General features: G+C 70.6%; 18 protein-coding genes. 6 read left to right on the plus strand and 12 right to left on the minus strand.

What is annotated here, in order from left to right; translation table 11 throughout:
- The first annotated feature begins 29 nt into the window (after positions 1-29).
- The gene (gene hisC, locus BU204_RS05170) at positions 30-1,082 is read left to right on the plus strand and encodes a histidinol-phosphate transaminase (RefSeq protein ID WP_075124383.1); all 1,053 of its coding nucleotides are present in this window, start codon (positions 30-32) and stop codon (positions 1,080-1,082) included.
- A 16-nt stretch (positions 1,083-1,098) separates the two neighbouring features.
- Here the strand turns inward: hisC and BU204_RS05175 are convergent, their stop codons facing one another.
- Together BU204_RS05175 and BU204_RS05180 are read right to left on the minus strand one after the other, a co-directional pair.
- Entirely contained in the window at positions 1,099-1,428 is a 330-nt protein-coding gene (locus BU204_RS05175; RefSeq protein ID WP_075124384.1) for a hypothetical protein, read from the minus strand.
- A 199-nt stretch (positions 1,429-1,627) separates the two neighbouring features.
- Positions 1,628-1,933, minus strand: a complete 306-nt coding sequence (locus tag BU204_RS05180; protein WP_075124385.1) for a hypothetical protein — start codon at positions 1,931-1,933, stop codon at positions 1,628-1,630.
- 35 nt (positions 1,934-1,968) lie between these two features.
- Between BU204_RS05180 and BU204_RS05185 the strand changes: the two genes are divergently transcribed.
- A complete protein-coding gene (locus tag BU204_RS05185; protein WP_075124386.1) occupies positions 1,969-2,172 on the plus strand; it encodes an FmdB family zinc ribbon protein in 204 nt (67 codons plus the stop codon).
- Positions 2,173-2,234: 62 nt separating this feature from the next.
- On the opposite strand, the gene BU204_RS05190 is transcribed toward BU204_RS05185, so the two are convergent.
- From BU204_RS05190 to BU204_RS05215, 6 genes are all read right to left on the minus strand, one after another.
- Entirely contained in the window at positions 2,235-2,897 is a 663-nt protein-coding gene (locus tag BU204_RS05190) for a class I SAM-dependent DNA methyltransferase (protein WP_075124387.1), read from the minus strand.
- Positions 2,898-2,961: 64 nt separating this feature from the next.
- Positions 2,962-4,737, minus strand: coding sequence for a 3-hydroxyacyl-CoA dehydrogenase family protein (locus BU204_RS05195; RefSeq protein WP_075124388.1), 1,776 nt, complete (start codon positions 4,735-4,737; stop codon positions 2,962-2,964).
- A gap of 92 nt (positions 4,738-4,829) precedes the next feature.
- Positions 4,830-5,822, minus strand: a complete 993-nt coding sequence (locus BU204_RS05200) for a DUF3558 domain-containing protein (RefSeq protein ID WP_075124389.1) — start codon at positions 5,820-5,822, stop codon at positions 4,830-4,832.
- 47 nt (positions 5,823-5,869) lie between these two features.
- Positions 5,870-6,850, minus strand: coding sequence for a DUF3558 family protein (locus BU204_RS05205; protein ID WP_083661005.1), 981 nt, complete (start codon positions 6,848-6,850; stop codon positions 5,870-5,872).
- Positions 6,851-6,940: 90 nt separating this feature from the next.
- Complete coding sequence (gene nucS, locus BU204_RS05210) at positions 6,941-7,600, minus strand: endonuclease NucS (protein ID WP_075124391.1); 660 nt, start codon at positions 7,598-7,600, stop codon at positions 6,941-6,943.
- A gap of 60 nt (positions 7,601-7,660) precedes the next feature.
- Positions 7,661-7,945, minus strand: coding sequence for a hypothetical protein (locus tag BU204_RS05215; protein WP_083661006.1), 285 nt, complete (start codon positions 7,943-7,945; stop codon positions 7,661-7,663).
- Between the two features lie 96 nt (positions 7,946-8,041).
- Here BU204_RS05215 and BU204_RS05220 point away from each other — a divergent pair, with 96 nt between their 5' ends.
- The 3 genes from BU204_RS05220 to BU204_RS05230 are packed head-to-tail and all read left to right on the plus strand — an operon-like array spanning position 8,042 to position 11,777.
- Positions 8,042-10,066 carry a methylmalonyl-CoA mutase family protein gene (locus BU204_RS05220; RefSeq protein WP_075124392.1) on the plus strand — a complete coding sequence of 675 codons (2,025 nt, stop codon included), beginning with the start codon at positions 8,042-8,044 and terminating at the stop codon, positions 10,064-10,066.
- A gap of 3 nt (positions 10,067-10,069) precedes the next feature.
- Positions 10,070-10,963, plus strand: a complete 894-nt coding sequence (locus tag BU204_RS05225) for a transporter substrate-binding domain-containing protein (RefSeq protein WP_075124393.1) — start codon at positions 10,070-10,072, stop codon at positions 10,961-10,963.
- A gap of 46 nt (positions 10,964-11,009) precedes the next feature.
- Positions 11,010-11,777, plus strand: coding sequence for an enoyl-CoA hydratase-related protein (locus BU204_RS05230; protein WP_075124394.1), 768 nt, complete (start codon positions 11,010-11,012; stop codon positions 11,775-11,777).
- On the opposite strand, the gene BU204_RS05235 is transcribed toward BU204_RS05230, so the two are convergent.
- The 4 genes from BU204_RS05235 to BU204_RS05255 all read right to left on the minus strand — a co-directional run bounded on the left by BU204_RS05235 (position 11,774) and on the right by BU204_RS05255 (position 17,684).
- Positions 11,774-13,576: a helix-turn-helix domain-containing protein gene (locus tag BU204_RS05235; protein ID WP_143229312.1), complete on the minus strand. Its 1,803-nt coding sequence runs from the start codon at positions 13,574-13,576 to the stop codon at positions 11,774-11,776. The two genes, BU204_RS05230 and BU204_RS05235, sit on opposite strands and share 4 nt — an antisense overlap.
- A gap of 71 nt (positions 13,577-13,647) precedes the next feature.
- On the minus strand, positions 13,648-15,486 hold the full coding sequence (ggt, locus tag BU204_RS05245) for a gamma-glutamyltransferase (RefSeq protein WP_075124397.1): 1,839 nt from the start codon (positions 15,484-15,486) through the stop codon (positions 13,648-13,650).
- A 402-nt stretch (positions 15,487-15,888) separates the two neighbouring features.
- Positions 15,889-16,533, minus strand: a complete 645-nt coding sequence (locus BU204_RS05250) for a response regulator transcription factor (protein WP_075124398.1) — start codon at positions 16,531-16,533, stop codon at positions 15,889-15,891.
- Entirely contained in the window at positions 16,524-17,684 is a 1,161-nt protein-coding gene (locus tag BU204_RS05255) for a sensor histidine kinase (RefSeq protein WP_075124399.1), read from the minus strand. The genes BU204_RS05250 and BU204_RS05255 overlap by 10 nt, the downstream gene beginning before the upstream one ends.
- Positions 17,685-17,842: 158 nt before the next feature.
- On the opposite strand from BU204_RS05255, the gene BU204_RS05260 reads away from it, so the two are divergent.
- On the plus strand, positions 17,843-18,514 hold the full coding sequence (locus BU204_RS05260) for a DedA family protein (RefSeq protein ID WP_075124443.1): 672 nt from the start codon (positions 17,843-17,845) through the stop codon (positions 18,512-18,514).
- Positions 18,515-19,050 lie beyond the last annotated feature (536 nt).

A 19,050-nucleotide genomic window follows, 5' to 3' on the forward strand; every position in this document is an offset into this window, starting at 1 on the left:
CCAACACCGCCGAATGACATGATGCCGGCATGGCCCTCACCGTCCGAGCCGACCTGGCGAACCTCCCCGACTACATCCCGGGACGCAAGATCCCCGGTGCCGTCGTGCTGTCGAGCAACGAAGTCTCCACGCCCGCGCCGGCCGCCGTCCTCGCCGCGATAGCCGACGCCGCGGCCGACGTGAACCGGTACCCGCAGATGGCCAACGACGACCTGCTCGTGCGCACCAGCGAGTACGTCGGCGTCCCGCAGGACCGGCTGGCGATCGGCTGCGGGTCGGTCAGCCTCTGCCAGCAGCTGATCCAGGCGATGTGCGCCGAGGGCCACCAGGTCGTGTTCGCCTGGCGGTCCTTCGAGGCCTACCCGATCGTCACGCAGATCGTCGGCGCCGAGGCGGTCCGGGTTCCGCTGACCGAGGACTACCGCCACGACCTCGACGGCATGCTGGCCGCGATCACCGACGACACCCGGGTCGTGTTCGTGGCCAACCCCAACAACCCGACCGGCACCGGGCTGCGTACCGCGGAGCTGGAGCGCTTCCTGGACGCCGTGCCCGACCACGTACTGGTGGTGCTGGACGAGGCCTACCGGGAGTTCGTCACCGACCCCGACCTGCCCGACGGGCTCGAGCTGGCGGCCGGGCGGGAGAACCTCGCGGTCGTGCGCACGTTCTCCAAGGCCTACGGCCTGGCCGGGCTGCGGGTCGGCTACGCGGTGGCCCCGCCGGAGGTGACCGCCGCGGTCCGCAAGGTGGCCATCCCGTTCGCCGTCAACCGGCTGGCGCAGGCCGCGGCGGTGGCCGCGATGGACGCGGCGGAGGAGTTGCTGTCCCGGTGCGCCCCGGTCACGCGGGAGCGGGAGCGGGTGCGGGGCGAGCTGGTGGACATGGGCTACGAGGTGCCGGAGTCGCAGGCGAACTTCGTCTGGCTCCCGCTGGGCGAGCGGACCGCCGCGTTCAACGACCACCTGTTGGCCCAGAAGGTCGTCATCCGCGCGTTCCTGGGAGAGGGCGCCCGGGTCACGATCGGCCTGCCGGAGGAGAACGACGCCTTCCTGGCCGCCGCCCGCACGTTCGACCGCTGAGAGTCCATCGAGGACATCAGCGTCCTCTTCCCCTTGCCGTGGGCGGGGATCCGCACACCCCGCCGCCGGGTACGCGGGTCCCCCGCCCCCGTCCGCGGGCTCGCTCGGCGAACCGCCGACGGGCGTGGACGACACGCCGCCAGTGCTCGGCGCGTCCCTCGTCCACGCCCTCGGACGCGATGACGAGCACCTCGGCGGCCCTGGCCGCCGAGTCGATCTCCTCGGCCGCGCCGAGGTAGTTGCCGGCGTCGATGAGCGCGTAGGCCCGCCGCATCTCGGCCTGGGCCGTCGCGTAGATCGCGTAGGCGGTCATGTTGTGGGCCAGCGGCCCGAGCGGGTGCGACATGGCGTCCTCCGATCCGCGTTCCGTTGTAGGTACGTACGAATCGAAAACGAGTGAATCGACGACTCGGTCCACCTTTTTCGAAGATTTTTCCGGGCCTCACCCGAACAGACCAACGCACTCGAAGCGAGTGAACACTGACGAACGTCATGGTCGCTCAGTGGAACTGGTCACTATGGACTGTTTCGAATGGACTGCCCGCTCACCACCGCCGCGAGGTGGGCCCGCGACGGCCTCGTGCCGTCCAGCAGGCCTCGTGCCAGTGCCGGCGGTCGGCGATCCCCCCGGTCTCGTCGGCCGGCCAGACCACCACGTGCGCCGTCCCCGGCCGGATCTCCTGGTCGCAGCCGGGGCAGCGGTAGAGCTTTGTGGTCCCGGTGCCGGTGACCCGCCGGACAAGCCAGTCCCCGTCCGGCGCGCTCTCCAACCGCTGCCACCCACCGGTCAGCGGGGGTGGCGCCGGAGCCGGGGAGCCCGCCGCCCGACGCACCCGGTTACGCCGAGGCACGGTCGCCCTCCGCGGCGGCAGGGCACAATGGTGGCGTGCCGACATACGAGTTCCGCTGCCACGAGTGCGCCACGACGTTCGACGTCCGGCGCCCGATGAGTGCTGCCGCCGACCCGGCCCCCTGCCCCGACGGCCACACCGACACGGTCAAGCTCCTCTCCACGGTCGCCCTCACCGGCGCCGCCGGCGCCCCGGCACAGGGCGGCGGCTGCTGTGGTGGTGCGTGCGGCTGCGGCTAGGACTGTGATGGCGCCACCGCCCGAGCGTATCCCGCCGGTGCGCGTCTGACCTGCCCGGTCCTTCACCCCGGCGCGCGTGCCCGCAGCGCCAGCACGACCGGGGTCGGCGCACCGCCCTCGGCGAGGCGTTCGAGCACCAGCCCCGCGTCCAGGACGGCGTGCAGCAGGTCCGGCAGCGGCCAGTGGCTCGCCCCGACCTTGTCCCGAAGGCCCCTGTCGGTCCAGGACTCCGTGGTCCACCCGCGGTCGAGGTAGCCGGGACGGATCACCACGGCGTCCGCGCGACCGCGGTCGGCGAAACCGCCGCAGAAGCACGGGTGCACGCCGACGTGCACGAACACCCCGCCCGGCCGCAACACCCTGGCCACCTCGCGCAGCACAGCCGGGTACTCCGGCATGTCGGTGTGCGCCATCACTGCGACAACGGCGGGAACGGCGGCTTTCCCGACCGGAAGCCGGGCGACATCCGCCCGCACCGTGGGCAGGCGCCCCCGGGCGTGCCGCAGCATCCCCGCGGAGAGGTCGACCCCGAGCGGGGTCCGGCCGAGGTCGCGCACGGTGTCGGCATGGATGCCGGTGCCGCAGCCAAGCTCCAGGCAGCTTCCCTCACCCACACCGAGGAGATCCCGCAGGGCCCGACCGATGCCGAGGTTGTCCGGCGGTTGCTCGACGAGGAACCGTTCCTCGTACCAGTCCGCGATCTCGTCGTAGGCCGCTCGCGCCATGAGCCCAGTGCACGCCACCTCGACGAGCGGCGCCAGTGCTTTCACCGACGGCGGACAGGACGTTCTAGCGGTAGTCGCGGAAACCCTTGCCGGTCTTGCGGCCCAGCCGGCCGGCGGTGACCAGGTGCTCCAGCAGGGGCGCCGGTGCGAGGCCGGCGTCGCGGAACTCGTAGTACAGCGTGCGCTCGATGGCGAGCGAGACGTCCAGCCCCACCACGTCCAGCAGCTCGAACGGGCCCATCGGCAGGCCGCAGCCGACCTTCATCGCGGTGTCGATGTCCTCGGCGTCCGCGTAGTGCGCCTCGAGCATCTTCACCGCGTCGTTGAGGTACGGGAACAGCAGGGCGTTCACGATGAAACCGGCCCGGTCCGCGCAGTGCACGGGGTGCTTGCCCACCCGCCGGCACACCTCTCGCGCCGTGGCGACGACGTCCTCGGCCACGGCGATCGTGGACACGACCTCGACCAGCTTCATGACCGGGGCAGGGTTGAAGAAGTGCAGACCCACCACGTCGGCCGGGCGGGAGGTGGCCGCCGCACACTCGATCACCGGCAACGAGGACGTCGTGGTGGCCAGGACCGCGCCGGGTTTCACCACCTCGTCCAGGGCCCCGAACACCGCCTGCTTGACCGACAGCTCCTCGGCCACCGCCTCGATCACCAGGTCGCAGTCCGCCAGCTCGTCCAGCTCGACGACCGCGCGCAGGCGAGCGAGCACCGAATCACGAGCCTGTTCGGACAGCCGGCCCTTGACGACCTGACGGTCGAGCGACCGGCGCACCGTGTCCACAGCGGACTCCGCGCGCTCGGCCGACCGGGCACGCAGGACGACGTCGAAACCGTTCCTGGCGAACACTTCGGCGATACCGGTCGCCATCGTCCCGGTGCCGACGACACCGACCCGGTTGACCTCCCGTGTGGACGACTGCTCGACATTCGAGGTCGGCGTGAGCGCGTCGGGCACCACCGTGGGCGAGTCGACGTTGTCGTAGGTGTAGAACCCGCGGCCGGACTTGCGGCCGAGCAACCCGGCGGTGATCATCTGCCGCAGGATCGGCGCCGGTGCGTGCAAACGATTGCGCGACTGCCGGTACATCGTCTCGAGGATCTCGTAGGCGGTGTCCAGCCCGATCAGGTCGAGCAGCGCGAGCGGGCCCATCGGGTAGCCGCACCCCAGCCGCATGGCCGCGTCCAGGTCCTCCCGGCTGGCGTAGCGCGACTCGTACATCGACACCGCGTGGTTGAGGTAGCCGAACAGCAACGCGTTCGCGATGAACCCCGCGCGGTCGCCGATCACGACCGGCTCCTTGCCCAGGCGGCGCGCGAACGCCACCACGTCCGTGATCACGTCCGGCTCGGTCACCACCGTGCGCACGATCTCCACGAACCTGAGCACCGGCGCGGGGTTGAAGAAGTGCAGCCCCACCACCTTGCCGGGCCGCCCGGTGTGCACGCCGATCTCGGTGACCGAGAGCGAGGAGGTGTTCGAGGCGAGGATGACGTCCGGCCGGCACACCTGCTCCAGCTCGGTGAACACCCGGGCCTTGAGCTCGAGGCTCTCCGGGATCGCCTCGATCACCAGGTCGGCCTCGGCGAGGTCGGCGAGACTCGTGGTGAACGTGATCCGGTCCAGCAGCGCCGTGCGGGCCTCCGCGTCGAGCTTGCCCCCGGCCACCGCGCGTTCCGTGGAGTGCTCGACATGGTCGCGGGCCCGAGCCACGCTGTCCGCGTCGAGCTCGACGCCGATCACCCTGATTCCGGTCCGCGCCACGACCTCCGCGATCCCGGCCCCCATGGTCCCGAGACCGACGACCCCGACACATCCGAACTCGCGCGCCATCGCAACCTCCGGAGACCGAAAACCGGTTGCGCCGGATGCTACCTGCCGGTAACAACGTTGTTCGGGCGGTCGTGGCCCAGCTCACGAACGGGTCAGGCCGGCGGGAGCTTCGGCCAGAGGGCCGTCGCGACTGCCTTGGCCGACTGGCAGCCCATGTCGAGCTGCGCGGCCGGCACCCACACCGTCACCGACGCGACCTCCACCACGCCGGGTACCTCCTCCGGCTCGGGGAACGGGATGTGCCCGGTCTCCACCAGGCAGATCGCCGGCGAGCTCACGCTCTCGAACCTGTTCATGACCGAGGAGCGCCCGGCGATCGGCTCGGCGTTGCCGTCGTCGTTGTAGGCGGCGGGGACGAGGCCCGCCTCGAAGGCCACGTGGACCCGCAACTCAACGTCGCCGGCATAGGTCTGCCACAGGCACTGGTGTCCACCCGGACTGTCCAGGCGCTCCGCGGCGGCGAAACCCGGCAGGGCCCGCACCGCCGCGTCGTCGACCAGTTCGCAGGGATCGAGGCCGACCAGCGAGTCGGGCTCCGGCGACCGGTGCTCGACTCCGTCCTGCTCGATCGTGGCGACCACCTGCTCCATCCCCACCTGGGTGATCTCACAGTGGTGGTCGCTCGGGGAGCCGTACATCGTCGAGGTGACCTCGAGCAGGAGGTCCTCCTCGGCGAAGACCAGCCCCTGCGCGCAGGACGTCGAGTCCTTGCTCGTCTGGACCGTGTAGAGCTCCTCGGAGATGTCCTCGAGCTTCTGGCCCACCACGTCGGGGCGTTCGCTCAGCCAGCTGAGCTCGCCGACCGCCACCCACACCGACTGGCCCGGGCTCTGGGCGACCGCGACCGTGCAGTAGTCCAGGGAGCTCGGCGTCTCGAACTCGGCCGTGCCGAAGTCGTCGAACACCGTGAGATCGGTCAGGCTGCACGGGTCGATCGTGGTGAGCTCGCCGAGGGCGTCCAGGGCGGTAGCCGGTCCTTCGATGGCCACGCCCTTCTCGGCGACCGGCAGCCCACCAACCCGCGCCGAACAGCCTCCGAGCAGTGCCACCAGGAACACCAGCGCCAGCGGCGCCCACCTCGCCACGCGACCACGCCCTCACGCTCGTGCGATAAGGGAAAATCATGTCACGTTCAGGCTTTGGGCAATGCGGGAATCAGGGTTTTCGCGATGGCCTGGGCGGGCGCACACGGGTCGGCGCCTGCCTTGAGCTCCCGGATGTCCAGGGTGAGCGTGACGATCTCCACGTCGTCCCCGGCGAAGGGCCGGTGCTTCCACTCCAGCTGGCAGCTCCCCGCGGTCGAGACGGTCTTCTCCTGGAAGCCCTTGATCCCGCCGCCGAGGTCGACCTGATCGCCGTTGCCGCCAAGCTCGGGGTTGAACCCCAGTCGCAACCAGACGCCGAGGGTCGCGGTAGGCCCGGTCCAGTTGCACCAGTGCAGGTTGTACGGGCTGTTCTCGGTCTCCCCGCCGAGGTTCTCGTTGAGCGCGTCGCCCTCGAACAACGAGCAGGGATCCAGGTCGATCAGGGTCCCCCTGGCGAGGTCGTACTCCGGGGAGTCGGACCGGATCCGCTCGACGACGTCGGTCATCACCTTTCGCCCGGCGCCGCACAGGTCGTCGGCGCCGCCGTTGGTCTGGATGACGATGCCGTAGTTCGGCGAGGTGGAGGTCACGACCGTGACGAAGCAGGCGTCGTTGCCGTCGAGCATCTTCTCCATCGCCGGCAGCCCGCCGATGACGTCCTCGGCGGCATCGGCGTCGACGACCTTGTCACCCAGGGTCAGCGTGATGTTGAGGTCCTTGCCCTCGTCGTCCTCCATGTAGTTCGCGCACTCGCTGTAGCCGCCGCGGTTGTTCTCCGCTGGGCTGCCGAGCTGGTCGAGCAGCTCCTCGTCGAGCAGCGGGCAGGGGTCCAGCACGCGGAGCTTCTCCGGCGCGAAGGCCGGGTCGTTCGTGCGCGGGGTCTGGCCGCCGGTGCTGGTCGAGTCGTTGGAGGGCAGGGCTCCGGCGGGCACGGTCGTCCGCGGATAGGTGACCTTCGCCGTGTCCACCGGCTCACCACACCCGGCGACCAGCAGCACGGCGGCCAGGGCCAACAGCAAACGCCTCACACGTGCACCGTAGTCACTGGGTAGGCGGGAGGTGCGGGGAACCGGGGGTTCGGCGACCGAGGGCGTCGGCCATGCTCTCGGCGACGGTCCTCAGAACAGGCGGAACTCGGTGGAGTCCATCCCGCGCAGCGCCTCGTAGTCGAGGGTGACGCAGCGGATGCCGCGGTCCTCGGCCAGCGTGCGGGCCTGGGGCTTGATCTGCTGCGCGGCGAAGACGCCCTGCACCGGCGCCAGCAGCGGGTCGCGGTTGAGCAGCTCGAGGTACCTGGTCAGCTGCTCGACGCCGTCGATCTCCCCGCGCCGCTTGATCTCGACCGCGACCGTCGCGCCCCCGGCGTCACGGCAGAGGATGTCCACCGGGCCGATGGCTGTCGGATACTCCCGGCGGACGAGGGCGTACCCGTCGCCGAGCGTCGTGATGTGCTCGGCCAGCAGCGCCTGGAGGTGGGCCTCCACGCCGTCCTTCACCAGCCCGGGCTCCACACCGAGCTCGTGCTTGGAGTCGTGCAGGACCTCCTCCAGGGTGATGATGAGCTTCTCGCCCGCCTTGTTGGACACCGTCCAGGTGCCCGGCTCCTCGACCAGCCAGCACGGCGGGCTCATCCAGTTGAGCGGCTTGTAGGCACGGTCATCGGAGTGAACCGACACCGAGCCGTCGGCCTTGACCAGGAGCAAGCGGGTGGCCATGGGCAGGTGGGCCGTGAGCCGGCCGGCGTAGTCGACCTGGCAACGAGCGATCACGAGACGCACGCCAGGCAGGCTAGCGGACCGAGGCGACGGCCTCCCCCCAGCACGCCGTGGTCGTGTCCGCTAGTCACCGAGCAGCGTGCGGGCCGCCATGGCCTGGTCGGCGGGGAAGACCAGTACGCGCAGCCGCTCCCCGTCGTCGCTGGGCACGGTTGTCGTCGGGACTCCCACGGCCTGCAGCCGCTCCTCCACGAACCGGGCGGCACGGGCCGAGGGGACGGTCGCGACCTCACGCAGCAGGCCGTAGTCCTTGCGGTGGGCCTTGTCGGTGTCCAGGCTGGACGCCCACATCAGCACGAGCGCCAGCAGGGCCATCACGGCCAGCGGGACGAGCAGGATGTAGGTCACCTGGCCATTGTCCTCCGTGCGGCGTTCGCCACAACAGCTGGCGCGCAGGTTACTGGCCAGTACCCTCAGGAGATCCGGGTCGACGGGAGGCTGGCGATGCCGTATCCGACCGATGACGAGCGGGACCGTCCGTGGGTCATGCGCACCTACGCCGGCCACTCCTCCGCCGCCGCGTCGAACCGGCTCTACCGGCGCAACCTCGCGAAGGGGCAGACGGGACTCTCGGTCGCCTTCGACCTGCCCACCCAGACCGGCTACGACCCCGACCACGTGCTCTCCCGGGGCGAGGTCGGCAAGGTCGGCGTCCCGGTCAGCCACCTCGGCGACATGCGCCAGCTGTTCGAGGGCATCCCGTTGGCCGAGGCCAACACGTCGATGACCATCAACGCCACGGCGATGTGGCTGTTCGCCCTCTACGTCTCCCTCGCCCAGGAGCAGGCCGAGCAGCAGGGCGCCGACTGGCACGAGGTCGTCGGCCGGCTCACCGGCACCACGCAGAACGACATCATCAAGGAGTACCTCTCCCGGGGTACATACGTGTTCCCGCCGGGGCCTAGCCTCCGGCTGATCACCGACATGGTCGCCTGGACCGTCGCGAACGTGCCCAGGTGGAACCCCACCAACATCTGCAGCTACCACCTGCAGGAGGCAGGCGCGACGCCGGTCCAGGAGATCGCCTACGCCATGTCCACGGCGATCGCCGTGCTCGACGCGGTGCGCGACTCCGGGCAGGTGCCCCAGGACCGGATGGGCACGGTCGTCGCCCGCATCTCGTTCTTCGTCAACGCCGGAGTGCGGTTCGTCGAGGAGATGTGCAAGCTGCGCGCGTTCGCCGCGCTCTGGGACGAGATCACGCTCGAGCGCTACGGCGTGCGGGACCCGAAGCACCGCCGCTTCCGCTACGGGGTGCAGGTGAACTCGCTCGGCCTGACCGAGGCCCAGCCGGAGAACAACGTCCAGCGGATCGTGCTCGAGATGCTCGCGGTGTCCCTGTCCCGCAACGCCCGGGCCCGCGCGATCCAGCTGCCGGCGTGGAACGAGGCTCTCGGGCTGCCGCGGCCCTGGGACCAGCAGTGGGCCCTGCGGATGCAGCAGGTGCTCGCCTACGAGACCGACCTGCTCGAGTACGAGGACATCTTCGACGGGTCGCCGGTGGTCCAGTCCAAGGTCGACGAGCTCGTGGCCGGTGCGAAGGCGGAGATCGCGCGGGTGCAGGAGATGGGCGGAGCCGTCGCCGCGGTCGAGAACGGGTACATGAAGACCCAGCTGGTCGCCTCGCTCGCCGAACGCCGTCGCCGGATCGAGGCGGGCGAGGAGATCGTCGTCGGGGTGAACCGCTTCGCGACGACCGAGCCCAGCCCGCTGGAGGGCGAGGGCGTCATCGAGACGATCGACCCCGAGGTCGAGCAGCAGGCGATCGCGGCCATCCAGGCCTGGCGCGACCAGCGCAACCAGTCCGAGGTGGACAAGGCGCTGGAGCAGCTGACCGCGGCCGCCCGCACCGACGCCAACCTGATGGAGGCCACGCTCGGCTGCGCCAGGGCCGGCGTGACGACCGGCGAGTGGGCGGGCGCGCTGCGCGTGGTGTTCGGCGAGTACCGGGCGCCGACGGGGGTGTCCGGCGCGTCGGCCGGCGGGGAGGCCGCGGGCGAGCTCGCCGCCGTGCGCGACCGCGTGCTGGCGACGGGTGAGGAGATCGGCGGCCGGTTGCGCATGCTGGTGGGCAAGCCCGGCCTCGACGGTCACTCCAACGGCGCCGAGCAGATCGCGGTGCGTGCCCGTGACGTCGGCTTCGAGGTCGTCTACCAGGGCATCCGGCTCACCCCGGAGGAGATCGTCGCGGCCGCCGTGCAGGAGGGCGTGCACGTGGTCGGCCTGTCGATCCTGTCCGGGTCGCACCTCGCCGTCGTGCCCGAGGTCGTCGACGGGCTGCGTGCGGCGGGCGCGTCCGGGGTCCCGGTCGTGGTCGGCGGCATCGTCCCGCCCAACGATGCGCAGGTTCTCCGCCAGCGTGGCGTCGCTAGGGTGTTCACGCCGAAGGACTACGAGCTCACCGAGATCATGAACGAGATCGTCGACGTGGTCCGCGAGGCGAACGGAATCACCACGGCAACGGGATGACCGATGAGCTGGACGCGCCGCGAGTTCCTCACCCGAACCGCGGCGCTGGGCGTGTTCGGTGCCGGCGCATCGGCCTGCTCGTCGACGGTGGACGGATCGCCGCGGCCCGGCGCCGCCCCGCCGCCTGCCGAGCAGAGCGTCGCCCCCTCCGGCGTCCCGTCGATCCGGCTCGGCATCGTCCAGTACCAGCCGTACACGGTCGAGCAGAACGGGGAGGCCGCCGGACCGGTACCCGATGTCGCGAGAGCGGTGCTGGCGAAGCTGGGCCACAGCGACGTCGGCATCGAGCTGTTCCGCGACGAGCCGGCGGTCGTCGCGGGGCTGAGGGCTGAGCGGTTCGACCTCGTCGGCGGGGTGGCGGTGCGTGCCGAGCTCTGTCGAGAGACCAGGTACTCGCTGCCCGACACGGTCACCGGCACCGCGCTGATCGTGCCGAGCGACAACCCCAAGGGCCTACGGACCTATGCGGAGGTGGTCGCCGCGAAGGCGAAGGTCGCGGTGATGACCGGGCTGGCCGAGCGGCAGGACGCGATGCGGGCCGGCGTCCCGGCCGCCGACGTCGTCGAGGTGCCGGTGGCCCACCAGCTCGTCGACGCGGTGCGGGGCGGGCAGGTCGACTGCGCGGCCTTCGACGACGTCGCCGCTCGGGACATGGCCCGGGTCCTCGGCGACGGAGCCGTGGTCACGACCGAGTCGTTCTTCCCGCCGGGCCGGTCGCCGGTGATCGGCGCCTACCTGTTCAGCGCCGCCTCGGCCGCCGACCTGCTGGAGCCGTTCAACGCGACGCTCCGGGAGCTGCACGACAGCGGCGAGTGGCTCGAGCTCGTCGAGCCCTACGGGTTCACCGCCGCGAACCAGCCCCCGCCAGGGCTCACCACCGAGCAGGCCTGCGGCTGATCCCGCGCCCCGCCTCCGGTCGGCGAAGCGCGGTTAGGGTCGTGGCATGGACGAGCACGTGCTGGTCGAACGGGACGGCGAGACGGTCCGGATCACCATGAACCGCCCGAAGCGGCGGAACTCGCTGTCGTTCGAGCACCTCAGCGAGCTGTTGGCGGCATTCCGCTCGGCCGGGGACTCCCCCGCGACCGGCATCGTCCTCGGCGGCGCCGGGCCGGTGTTCTCCGCGGGGCACGACTTCGCCGACGTGGCGGCGCGGGACCTGACCGGCGTGCGCGAGCTGCTCCGGCTGTGCACCGAGCTGATGGGCACGATCCAGTCCGTGCCCCAGGTGGTGGTCGCGCGGGTGCACGGGCTGGCCACGGCGGCCGGCTGCCAGCTGGTGGCGTCCTGCGACCTCGCGGTGGCGGCGGAGTCCGCTGGTTTCGCGCTGCCCGGCGGCAAGGGCGGGTGGTTCTGCCACACCCCCGCCGTGCCGGTGGCCCGGTCCATCGGCCGCAAGCGGTTGATGGAGCTGGTGCTCACCGGGGACCCGGTCGACGCGGCGACGGCGCTCGACTGGGGCCTGGTGAACCGAGTCGTGCCGGACGCGTCCCTGGACGAGGCGGTCGACGAGTTGCTCGCGCGGGCCACCCGCGGCAGCCGGGCCAGCAAGGCCATCGGCAAGCAGACGATCTACGCCCAGCTCGACCGCCCCGAGGCCGATGCCTATGCGATCGCCCTGGAGGTGATGGCGTCCGCCTCCCAGCTTCCCGGCGCCCGGGAGGGCATGGCCGCGTTCCTGGACAAACGCCGCCCCGAGTGGCCCGACTAGGCGAGTCCGCCCAAGGGGACAGACGCTCTGATGTCGGCCCGGAGCTCCGCCACGTCCGGAACCGAGGCATGCGCCTCGGCTGCGGTGACCAGCGCACGCAGCCGCCCGTGAACCCGCACGGTGGATATCGACTCGGTCAGCGCCACGGCCTGTCGACCAGCCCCCACCGCCAACTCGATGTCCCCGGCCCGCAACGCGGCGACGGCGAGCACGGGAAGCACCATCAGGCGAGTCCGCTCGTACTCGGCCCCGAACCCGTCGACGGCCGCCGTGAGCCGCGGGAGCGCGGCGACCGCGTGACGAGGGTCTTTTCGGGCCAACAGGGTCAACACGAGTCCCCGGGTGCCGGACATCTCCGAGTGGCTCACGTGCTGCGACCACGGCGGAGGCGGTGACCGGTCGGCGCGTTCGAAGCGTTCCTCGCCTTCGTCCAGGGCGGACAGGGATGGCTCGTCGTCGCCCACCACTGCGTGACACCAGCCGAGCATCGCCATCAGGTAACTCTCGGTGGCGATGCTGATCGGCCCGTGCACCGAGGTCACCGTCCGGGCCAGGTGGGCGAAGCGCAGCCCGTCGTTCGGGCGGCCGAGGTGCAGTGCCTGGTGCGCCAGCTGGATCAGGGTTCGGGTCATCAGGTCAGCACCCTGTGGATGCTCGGACTGCCGCGACCAGGCAAGCGCCGAAGTCCACAGCCGACCGGCGGTGTCGTGCTCTCCGGCGTCGTAGTGCATCCAGGCGGCACACAACGCCAGGTCCGCGGTCGCGACCATCAACCTCGAGCGGACCGCTGCCGTGCAGTTGCTGGCGTGCAGGTGTTTGACCGCATCGAGGAGGCTCAGCACGAGCGACCGCAGCACGACGCTGCCGCCACCGACCCGGAAGTCGCGCTTGCGCAGTTCGAACGTCGTCGCTTCGATCGAGGCGACGTCGGCGGCGCCCACCTGCGCGACCCTCGGTCGGCCGGCGACCAGCAGCCGCTCGCGCAGGTGCCCGAGCACCGACGTGATCGAGGACGCCAGCACCAGGCCGATCGACACGTTCAGCAGATCGCGTCGGTCGAGTGAGCCGCTGGTGGTTTCCGCCTTCGCTGTGTTCTCCGCGCTCTCCGTCGGGTCTGTCGACGCCGAGAACCCCAGCAGCGGGGCGGGAATACCGAGCGCACACGCAACACGCGCGACGACGGCGATGTCGCGGATGCGGTGATGCCCGCGCTCGACCGCCGAGATGCGCGCCTGGGAAAGGCCGACCAGCAGGCCCAGCTGCTCCTGGGTCAGGGACAGCTCGGTCCGCACCAGACGGAACACCGTGTCGAAGTCATACCCGAGGACCGCGTCTCGAAGCGTGGGTCTGTCGAAGAAACCCTCAGGGCAGACGGAAGTGGGATTCATACGACCTCCTCGCAGGTCGAGTGCTCCCACCCTCATACCCGCCCACGCCGCGGAAGGTACAGCCCTGGTCGGTATGCCCAGTGCGATGCCGAGTGGAGATGCCGAGCGGAGATGGCCACCCACCCCGCACCACACGAGGGTGGACACGTTCTCATCGCCGTGCACCAGGAAAGGCACAACCGTGGGCAAGACAGCGACAAGGCGGACCGGGGCGACCGCGCCTTCGTCCGGGATCTCCTCCGCGACATCGAACGGGTGACCGTCTGCGGCCTCGGCATCGTCGCCGCAACCTGGTGGCCCTACGCCGGGGTCGTCGCCCTCGGGGTAGGTGCCGCTGGCGCAATTGCTCGAGGGGCGTCCCGCTACAGGGCCCACCGCGTGAACAGCGATCGCGGAGACCCTCGCGAACACCCGACCAGGTAGCCACCCTCGACCTGGCCCAGGTGTGCTCGGTTCACCGACCGAGCACACCCGAGCCCGGATCAGTGCGCCGGGTAGAGGACGGCCGCCGCGCTGCCGCCGCGCCGAACCGGCTCACCCGCGGCGATGACCTTGCCCCGGCCGACGAACTCCAGCCCCGAGGCGACACCGATGTCCGGGCTGATCTTGATGTTCGGATCGAGCGAGGACGTGTCGCGGATCTGGAACCGGTGCCCGAGAGCCTCCAGCCCCGGCGTGGTCGGCGCCGCGATGAAGGCCGGCTCGGCCTGGGTGGTGGCCGCGTTCCGCTGGGAGGCACGCGGGGCCGCGATGGCCTGCGGCAGGGACATCCCGAAGTCCAACCGGTTCACAAGGATCTGCAGCACGGTCGTGATGATCGTGGCGCCACCCGGCGACCCGACCGCGAGGAAGGGTCGGCCGTGCTTGAGCACGATCGTCGGCGACATGCTCGACCGTGGCCGCTTGCCCGGGGCGGCGAGGTTCGGGTCCGGAGCCTCGCCCTGGGTCGGGGCGAAGTTGAAGTCGGTCAGCTCGTTGTTCAACAGGAAGCCCCGACCGGGCACGACAATCCCGGCACCGCCCAGCTGCTCGATCGTGTTGGTGTAGGACACGACGTTGCCCCACCTGTCGCTCACCACGAAGTGGTTGGTGTGCGTGCCCGGGTTGCCGTCCGGCGTCGCCGTCGTGGCCGCCGCGCACTCGGCGGAGCCGAACGGGTTGCCCGGCGGCACCGGCCCCGGCGCTGCGGCCGCCGGGTCGATCTCGCACGCCCGCTGCGCCGCGAACCGGTCGGACAGCAGCTGCCGTTGGGGAACGTCGACGTAAGCGGGGTCCCCGATGTACCGCCCGCGGTCGGCGAAGGCGAGCCGGCTGGCCTCCAGGTAGTGGTGCAGGGCCTGCACCCGGTCCAGCTCGGACAGGTCGAACCGCTCCAGGATGTTCAGCGCCTCCCCCACGGTGATGCCACCGCTGGAGGACGGGGCCATGCCGTAGACGTCGTAGCCGCGGTAGCTGACGTGCGTTGGCCGGCGGTCGATCGTGCGGTAGTCCCGCACGTCCTGCAGGGTCATCAGGCCCGGCAAGGGGTCGATCGTCGCGTCCGGCGCCACCGGCGGGGTGCGGACGGCGGCGACCATGTCCCGCCCGATGGAACCTCCGTAGAACGCCCGCGGTCCGTAGCGAGCGATCTCGCGGTAGGTGTCGGCAAGGTCCGGGTTGCGCAGGCGCGAACCCACCTCGGGCAGCTCACCCCCGGGCAGGAACAGCTCGGCGGTGGAGCTGAACTGCGCGAACCGGCCCTCGTTCTGCCGGGTCTGCTCCCGGAACGTGGCGTCGACCGTGAAGCCGCGGTCCGCCACCCGGATGGCGGGCTTCAACGTGGTGGCCAGGTCGAAGCGACCCCACCTGTCGAGCGCGCGCTGCCAGGTGGCCAGCATCCCGGGCACCCCGACACTGAGACCGCTGGTCACCGCGGTCGGGAAGGGGTAGGGCTGACCGGTGTTCGGGTCCACGAACATCGTCGGCCCGCCGGCCCGCGGCGTCGTCTCGCGCCCGTCGATGGTCGAGACCGTGCGGCTACGGGCGTCGTAGTAGACGAAGTAACCGCCGCCCCCAAGCCCCGCGACGTACGGGTCGGTGACGCCCAGCGTCGCGGCGACCGCCACGGCCGCGTCGGTCGCCGTACCGCCGCGACGCAGGATCTCGAGCCCGGCCGCCGTCGACTCGGCGGTGTCGGAGACGACGGCACCGCCGTAGCCGACGGCCACCGGCCTTTTCCCTGGTGGCCCGTGGTCCGCGACCGCCGTCGTGCCCCCGGCCCCGAGCGTCGCCGTGAGCAGTAGACCAACCGTTAGTGCCGAACCGATGCGGCGGGTAAGCATCGCGTCCCCTTCCGTCAGATGCCTCCTGTTCTATACCCGCCGAGCCCGACCGGCACAACGAACTCGACGCGACCATGACGAGTAGGTCTTGCCTGGTCAATGGGCAGCCATCACGCGACCGCCGTGCTGCCCGGACGCCGGGCATCGACATTCCGACCGCCACCGGGAGAGCGGGCACCGACCATCGCCACCGTGACCTGTCAGCAGCACCCGAGAACCTGTCACCCATCTGGGGCCACGCGCGGTGGGTGCCGGCCAGCGTGCCCACTCTCAGCCGGGCGAATACCGGAACAGTCGTCGGTGATGCCCACGCTTCGCCGGTCGGTCGCCGTCGAACCCGCCGCACCACCGAAGTCGCCTGGGTGTCTCACCGATGCGGGTGGCTCGACGCCGTCGTAACCGCTAGGAACCCAGGTAACGCAGCACGGCCAGCACCCGGCGGCTGTAGCCGATCTGGGGTTTCAGCATTAACTTGTCAAAGATCGAGTTGATGTGCTTCTCAACCGAGCTGAGCGATATGTGCAGGACCTTCGCCAGGTTCGCGTTGGTGTGCCCCTCCGCCATCTTCTCCAGGACCTCGCGCTCCCGAGCCGTGAGCGTCCCCAACGGGTCGACGTGCGAGGTTCTCGCCATCAGCCCACGTACCACCTCCGGATCGAACGCGGCACCGCCCGCGCTCACTCGTTCCAACGCGTCCAGAAACTCTCCGACCTGCGCGACGCGGTCTTTGAGCAGATAGCCGACCCGCCCCCCTTCGTCCGTGATCAACTCAGCGGTGTACCGCTTCTCGACGTACTGCGAGAGCACCAGTACGCCTACCTTCGGCCACCGCCGACGAACCTCCAGCGCGGCCCGCAGCCCCTCGTCGGTATGGCCGGGAGGCATCCGGACGTCGGTGACCACGACGTCCGGCTGGTCCTCCTCGACCGCCGCGACCAGGGCTTCCGCGTCGCCGACCGCCGCGACGACGTCGTGACCCTCTTCGGCCAGCAGCCGTATCAACCCCTCGCGGAGCAGGGTCGAGTCCTCGGCCAGGATCACCCGCACGGCAACCTCGCCGACACGACGGTGGGGCCACCGGGAGGACTCTCGACCCCGAAGTGTCCGTCCGCCGCTGCCACCCTCCTCGCCAGGCCGGACAACCCGGTGCCGGTCGCCGCCGCTCCCCCACGCCCGTCGTCGCGGACCTGAACGCTGAGCCATGAGCCGTCCCGGTACACCGCGATCTCGATGGCGCTGGGTGCCCCGTGCTTGATCGCGTTGGTGACCGCCTCGGACACCACGAAGTACGCCACTGTCTCCGTGGCCAGGTCGGGCCGGCTCGGTAGGTCACAGTCCAGGCGCACCGGCACGCTGGACCGCTCCGCCACCGCCTCCAGCGCCGGGGGCAACCCACCCTTGTCGAGCGCGATCGGATACACCCGCCACGTGACCTCGCGCAGGTCACGCAGCGACTGCTGGGCCTCCTCATGAGCGTGCCGCAGGAGCGTGTCCACCTGCGCAGGCTCCACTGCCCGTCGTGCCCGGCCAAGAAGCATGCCGAGCGCGACCAGACGTTGTTGGACCCCGTCGTGCAGGTCCCGTTCGATGCGCCGGCGTTCCTCGTTGACCGCCTCCACGACTCCCGCACGACTGACGGAGAGCTCGGAGACCCGCCGACGCAGCAGCTCCTCCTCGCTGGGCCCGAGGAAGTGCTTGACCATGGCCTTCTCAAGCTCGGCGACTCCGACCAGCCCCCAGACGACGATGAACAACAGCAACGCACCGACCATGAAGAAGATGAGTGCCTCCGACGGGTCTCCCTCCTCCGCCGTACCCCCACCACCGATCTCCTGGCCCGTCAACACCTGCCAGGCCATGATGGAGACGCCGACCACGCCCAATCCGAACAGCACGAAGACGCCTACACCGAACATGCCGATCACACTGCGCGCTCCGATATATCGCAACGCCTGCGCTCCGCTGTAGTCCGTCACCTCCTCATCACTTCCCAGGAACCGTCTCACCCGAGCCCGGTTGAGATCGGCGATCCTGCGCGCGAGCGCGTAGATACGTGGGCGGGCCGGCGGGACCACCAACCCCGGCACCGCTACGAGCAGATACCCCAGCCCGACGACGGCGCTCACCCCGCCCAACGCCAGACCCACCGTGCCGAGCGCGGAGCGGCGAAGGAGGTTGCGCCGGGTCAGATCCTGCATATGGCCAGGTTAGGGGAGGGCGCCGAGCCACACATCGCGGTTTACCGCAGGTTTGCCCTGGGGTATTTCCCCCTCAGAACGTGCGGTTCACCGCGTGGCCGACCCACGCCAGCATTCGTAGCGTGGAGATCGACAACCCGCCGACCGAAAGGCCCCCGATGAACCTGTCTCTCGCCGCACCCGCCGAGCCGGTGGACGGTATCGCCGGCTTGGCCGTGGACCTGATGGACAGGTTGGGAGGCCCCGGAGCCGCGCTGCTGGTGGGGCTGGACAACATCTTCCCACCTATGCCGAGCGAGTTGGTGCTGCCGCTCGCCGGGTTCGCGGCCAGCCAGGGCACCCTCACTCTCCTCAGCGCGGTGATCTGGACCACCGTGGGCTCGGTGGCCGGCGCGCTGCTCACCTACTACCTGGGCGCCTGGCTGGGGCGCGAACGGACGAGGTCGCTGATCATGCGGGCACCTCTGATGAAGGCCTCCGACTTCGACCGGACCGAGCAGTGGTTCCAGAAGCACGGCACGAAGGCCGTGTTCTTCGGGCGGATGGTGCCGTTGTTCCGCAGCCTCATCTCCTTACCGGCGGGCGTGGAACGCATGCCGATATGGAAGTTCCTGGGGCTGACCGCCCTGGGCAGCCTGATCTGGAACTCGGGCTTCGTCGTCGCCGGCTACCTCCTGGGCGCGAACTGGCAGGTGGTCGACCAGTACGCGGGCGTGTTCCAGAAGGTGGTCATCGGTCTCGTGGTCCTGGCCATCGTGGTGTTCGTGGTACGCAGGGTCCGGGATCGGCGACGGGAGAAGGCGGAATCGTCCAGCGGCAGGAGCTCCTAGTCGGACGGCCGGAGTGGAGTGGTGGCCGCGACGTCGACGGCGAACGGTGGGGCGGGGCGCTGGGGCCGGGGGCCATCGAGGGACCGCTGAGGGAGGCAGTGTCACCGATCGTGGCCGGCGGATGAAGGCGGGGACGGCAGGACGGGGGTGGGGACCTGGCGTTGAGGGGTCGGGCCGAAAGTCGGGGGGAGGGCTGGGCGGGCAGCGTGAACCAGGGCGTGCAGTTGAGGGGAAACGGCGGGTGGTGGCACACCGGAGGAGGAGCCCACCGCAGGGTCAGGGCTGAACGGCTCCACACATGAGGGACGCGATCTCGAGCTGACGATGTCACACATCAGGGGCGCGATCTCGAGTTGATGGCGCCAAGGGCGGTTCCGCGGGGGACGCGCGGGGCCAACCCATCACGCTGGTGGGTGTGTTGCCTCGGGCGGGGCGCGGTGGCATCGAGTGGGTTGCTGTCGGGAGCTGGTGTGCCGCGGGACGGTCGGGGCCATTACCTGCGCGACAGACGGCGTGGTGGGGCGGGAGGCGCTCCC

This window comes from Actinophytocola xanthii, from assembly GCF_001921205.1.
Taxonomy (GTDB): Bacteria; Actinomycetota; Actinomycetes; order Mycobacteriales; family Pseudonocardiaceae; genus Actinophytocola; species Actinophytocola xanthii.

Coding starts and splice junctions, on each gene's coding strand:
- hisC (WP_075124383.1), top strand. CDS start 30: ATGGCCCTCACCGTCCGAGCCGACCTGGCGAACCTCCCCGACTACATC.
- BU204_RS05175 (WP_075124384.1), bottom strand. CDS start 1,428: ATGTCGCACCCGCTCGGGCCGCTGGCCCACAACATGACCGCCTACGCG.
- BU204_RS05190 (WP_075124387.1), bottom strand. CDS start 2,897: ATGGCGCGAGCGGCCTACGACGAGATCGCGGACTGGTACGAGGAACGG.
- BU204_RS05195 (WP_075124388.1), bottom strand. CDS start 4,737: ATGGCGCGCGAGTTCGGATGTGTCGGGGTCGTCGGTCTCGGGACCATG.
- BU204_RS05220 (WP_075124392.1), top strand. CDS start 8,042: ATGCCGTATCCGACCGATGACGAGCGGGACCGTCCGTGGGTCATGCGC.
- BU204_RS05225 (WP_075124393.1), top strand. CDS start 10,070: ATGAGCTGGACGCGCCGCGAGTTCCTCACCCGAACCGCGGCGCTGGGC.
- BU204_RS05230 (WP_075124394.1), top strand. CDS start 11,010: ATGGACGAGCACGTGCTGGTCGAACGGGACGGCGAGACGGTCCGGATC.
- ggt (WP_075124397.1), bottom strand. CDS start 15,486: ATGCTTACCCGCCGCATCGGTTCGGCACTAACGGTTGGTCTACTGCTC.
- BU204_RS05255 (WP_075124399.1), bottom strand. CDS start 17,684: ATGCAGGATCTGACCCGGCGCAACCTCCTTCGCCGCTCCGCGCTCGGC.
- BU204_RS05260 (WP_075124443.1), top strand. CDS start 17,843: ATGAACCTGTCTCTCGCCGCACCCGCCGAGCCGGTGGACGGTATCGCC.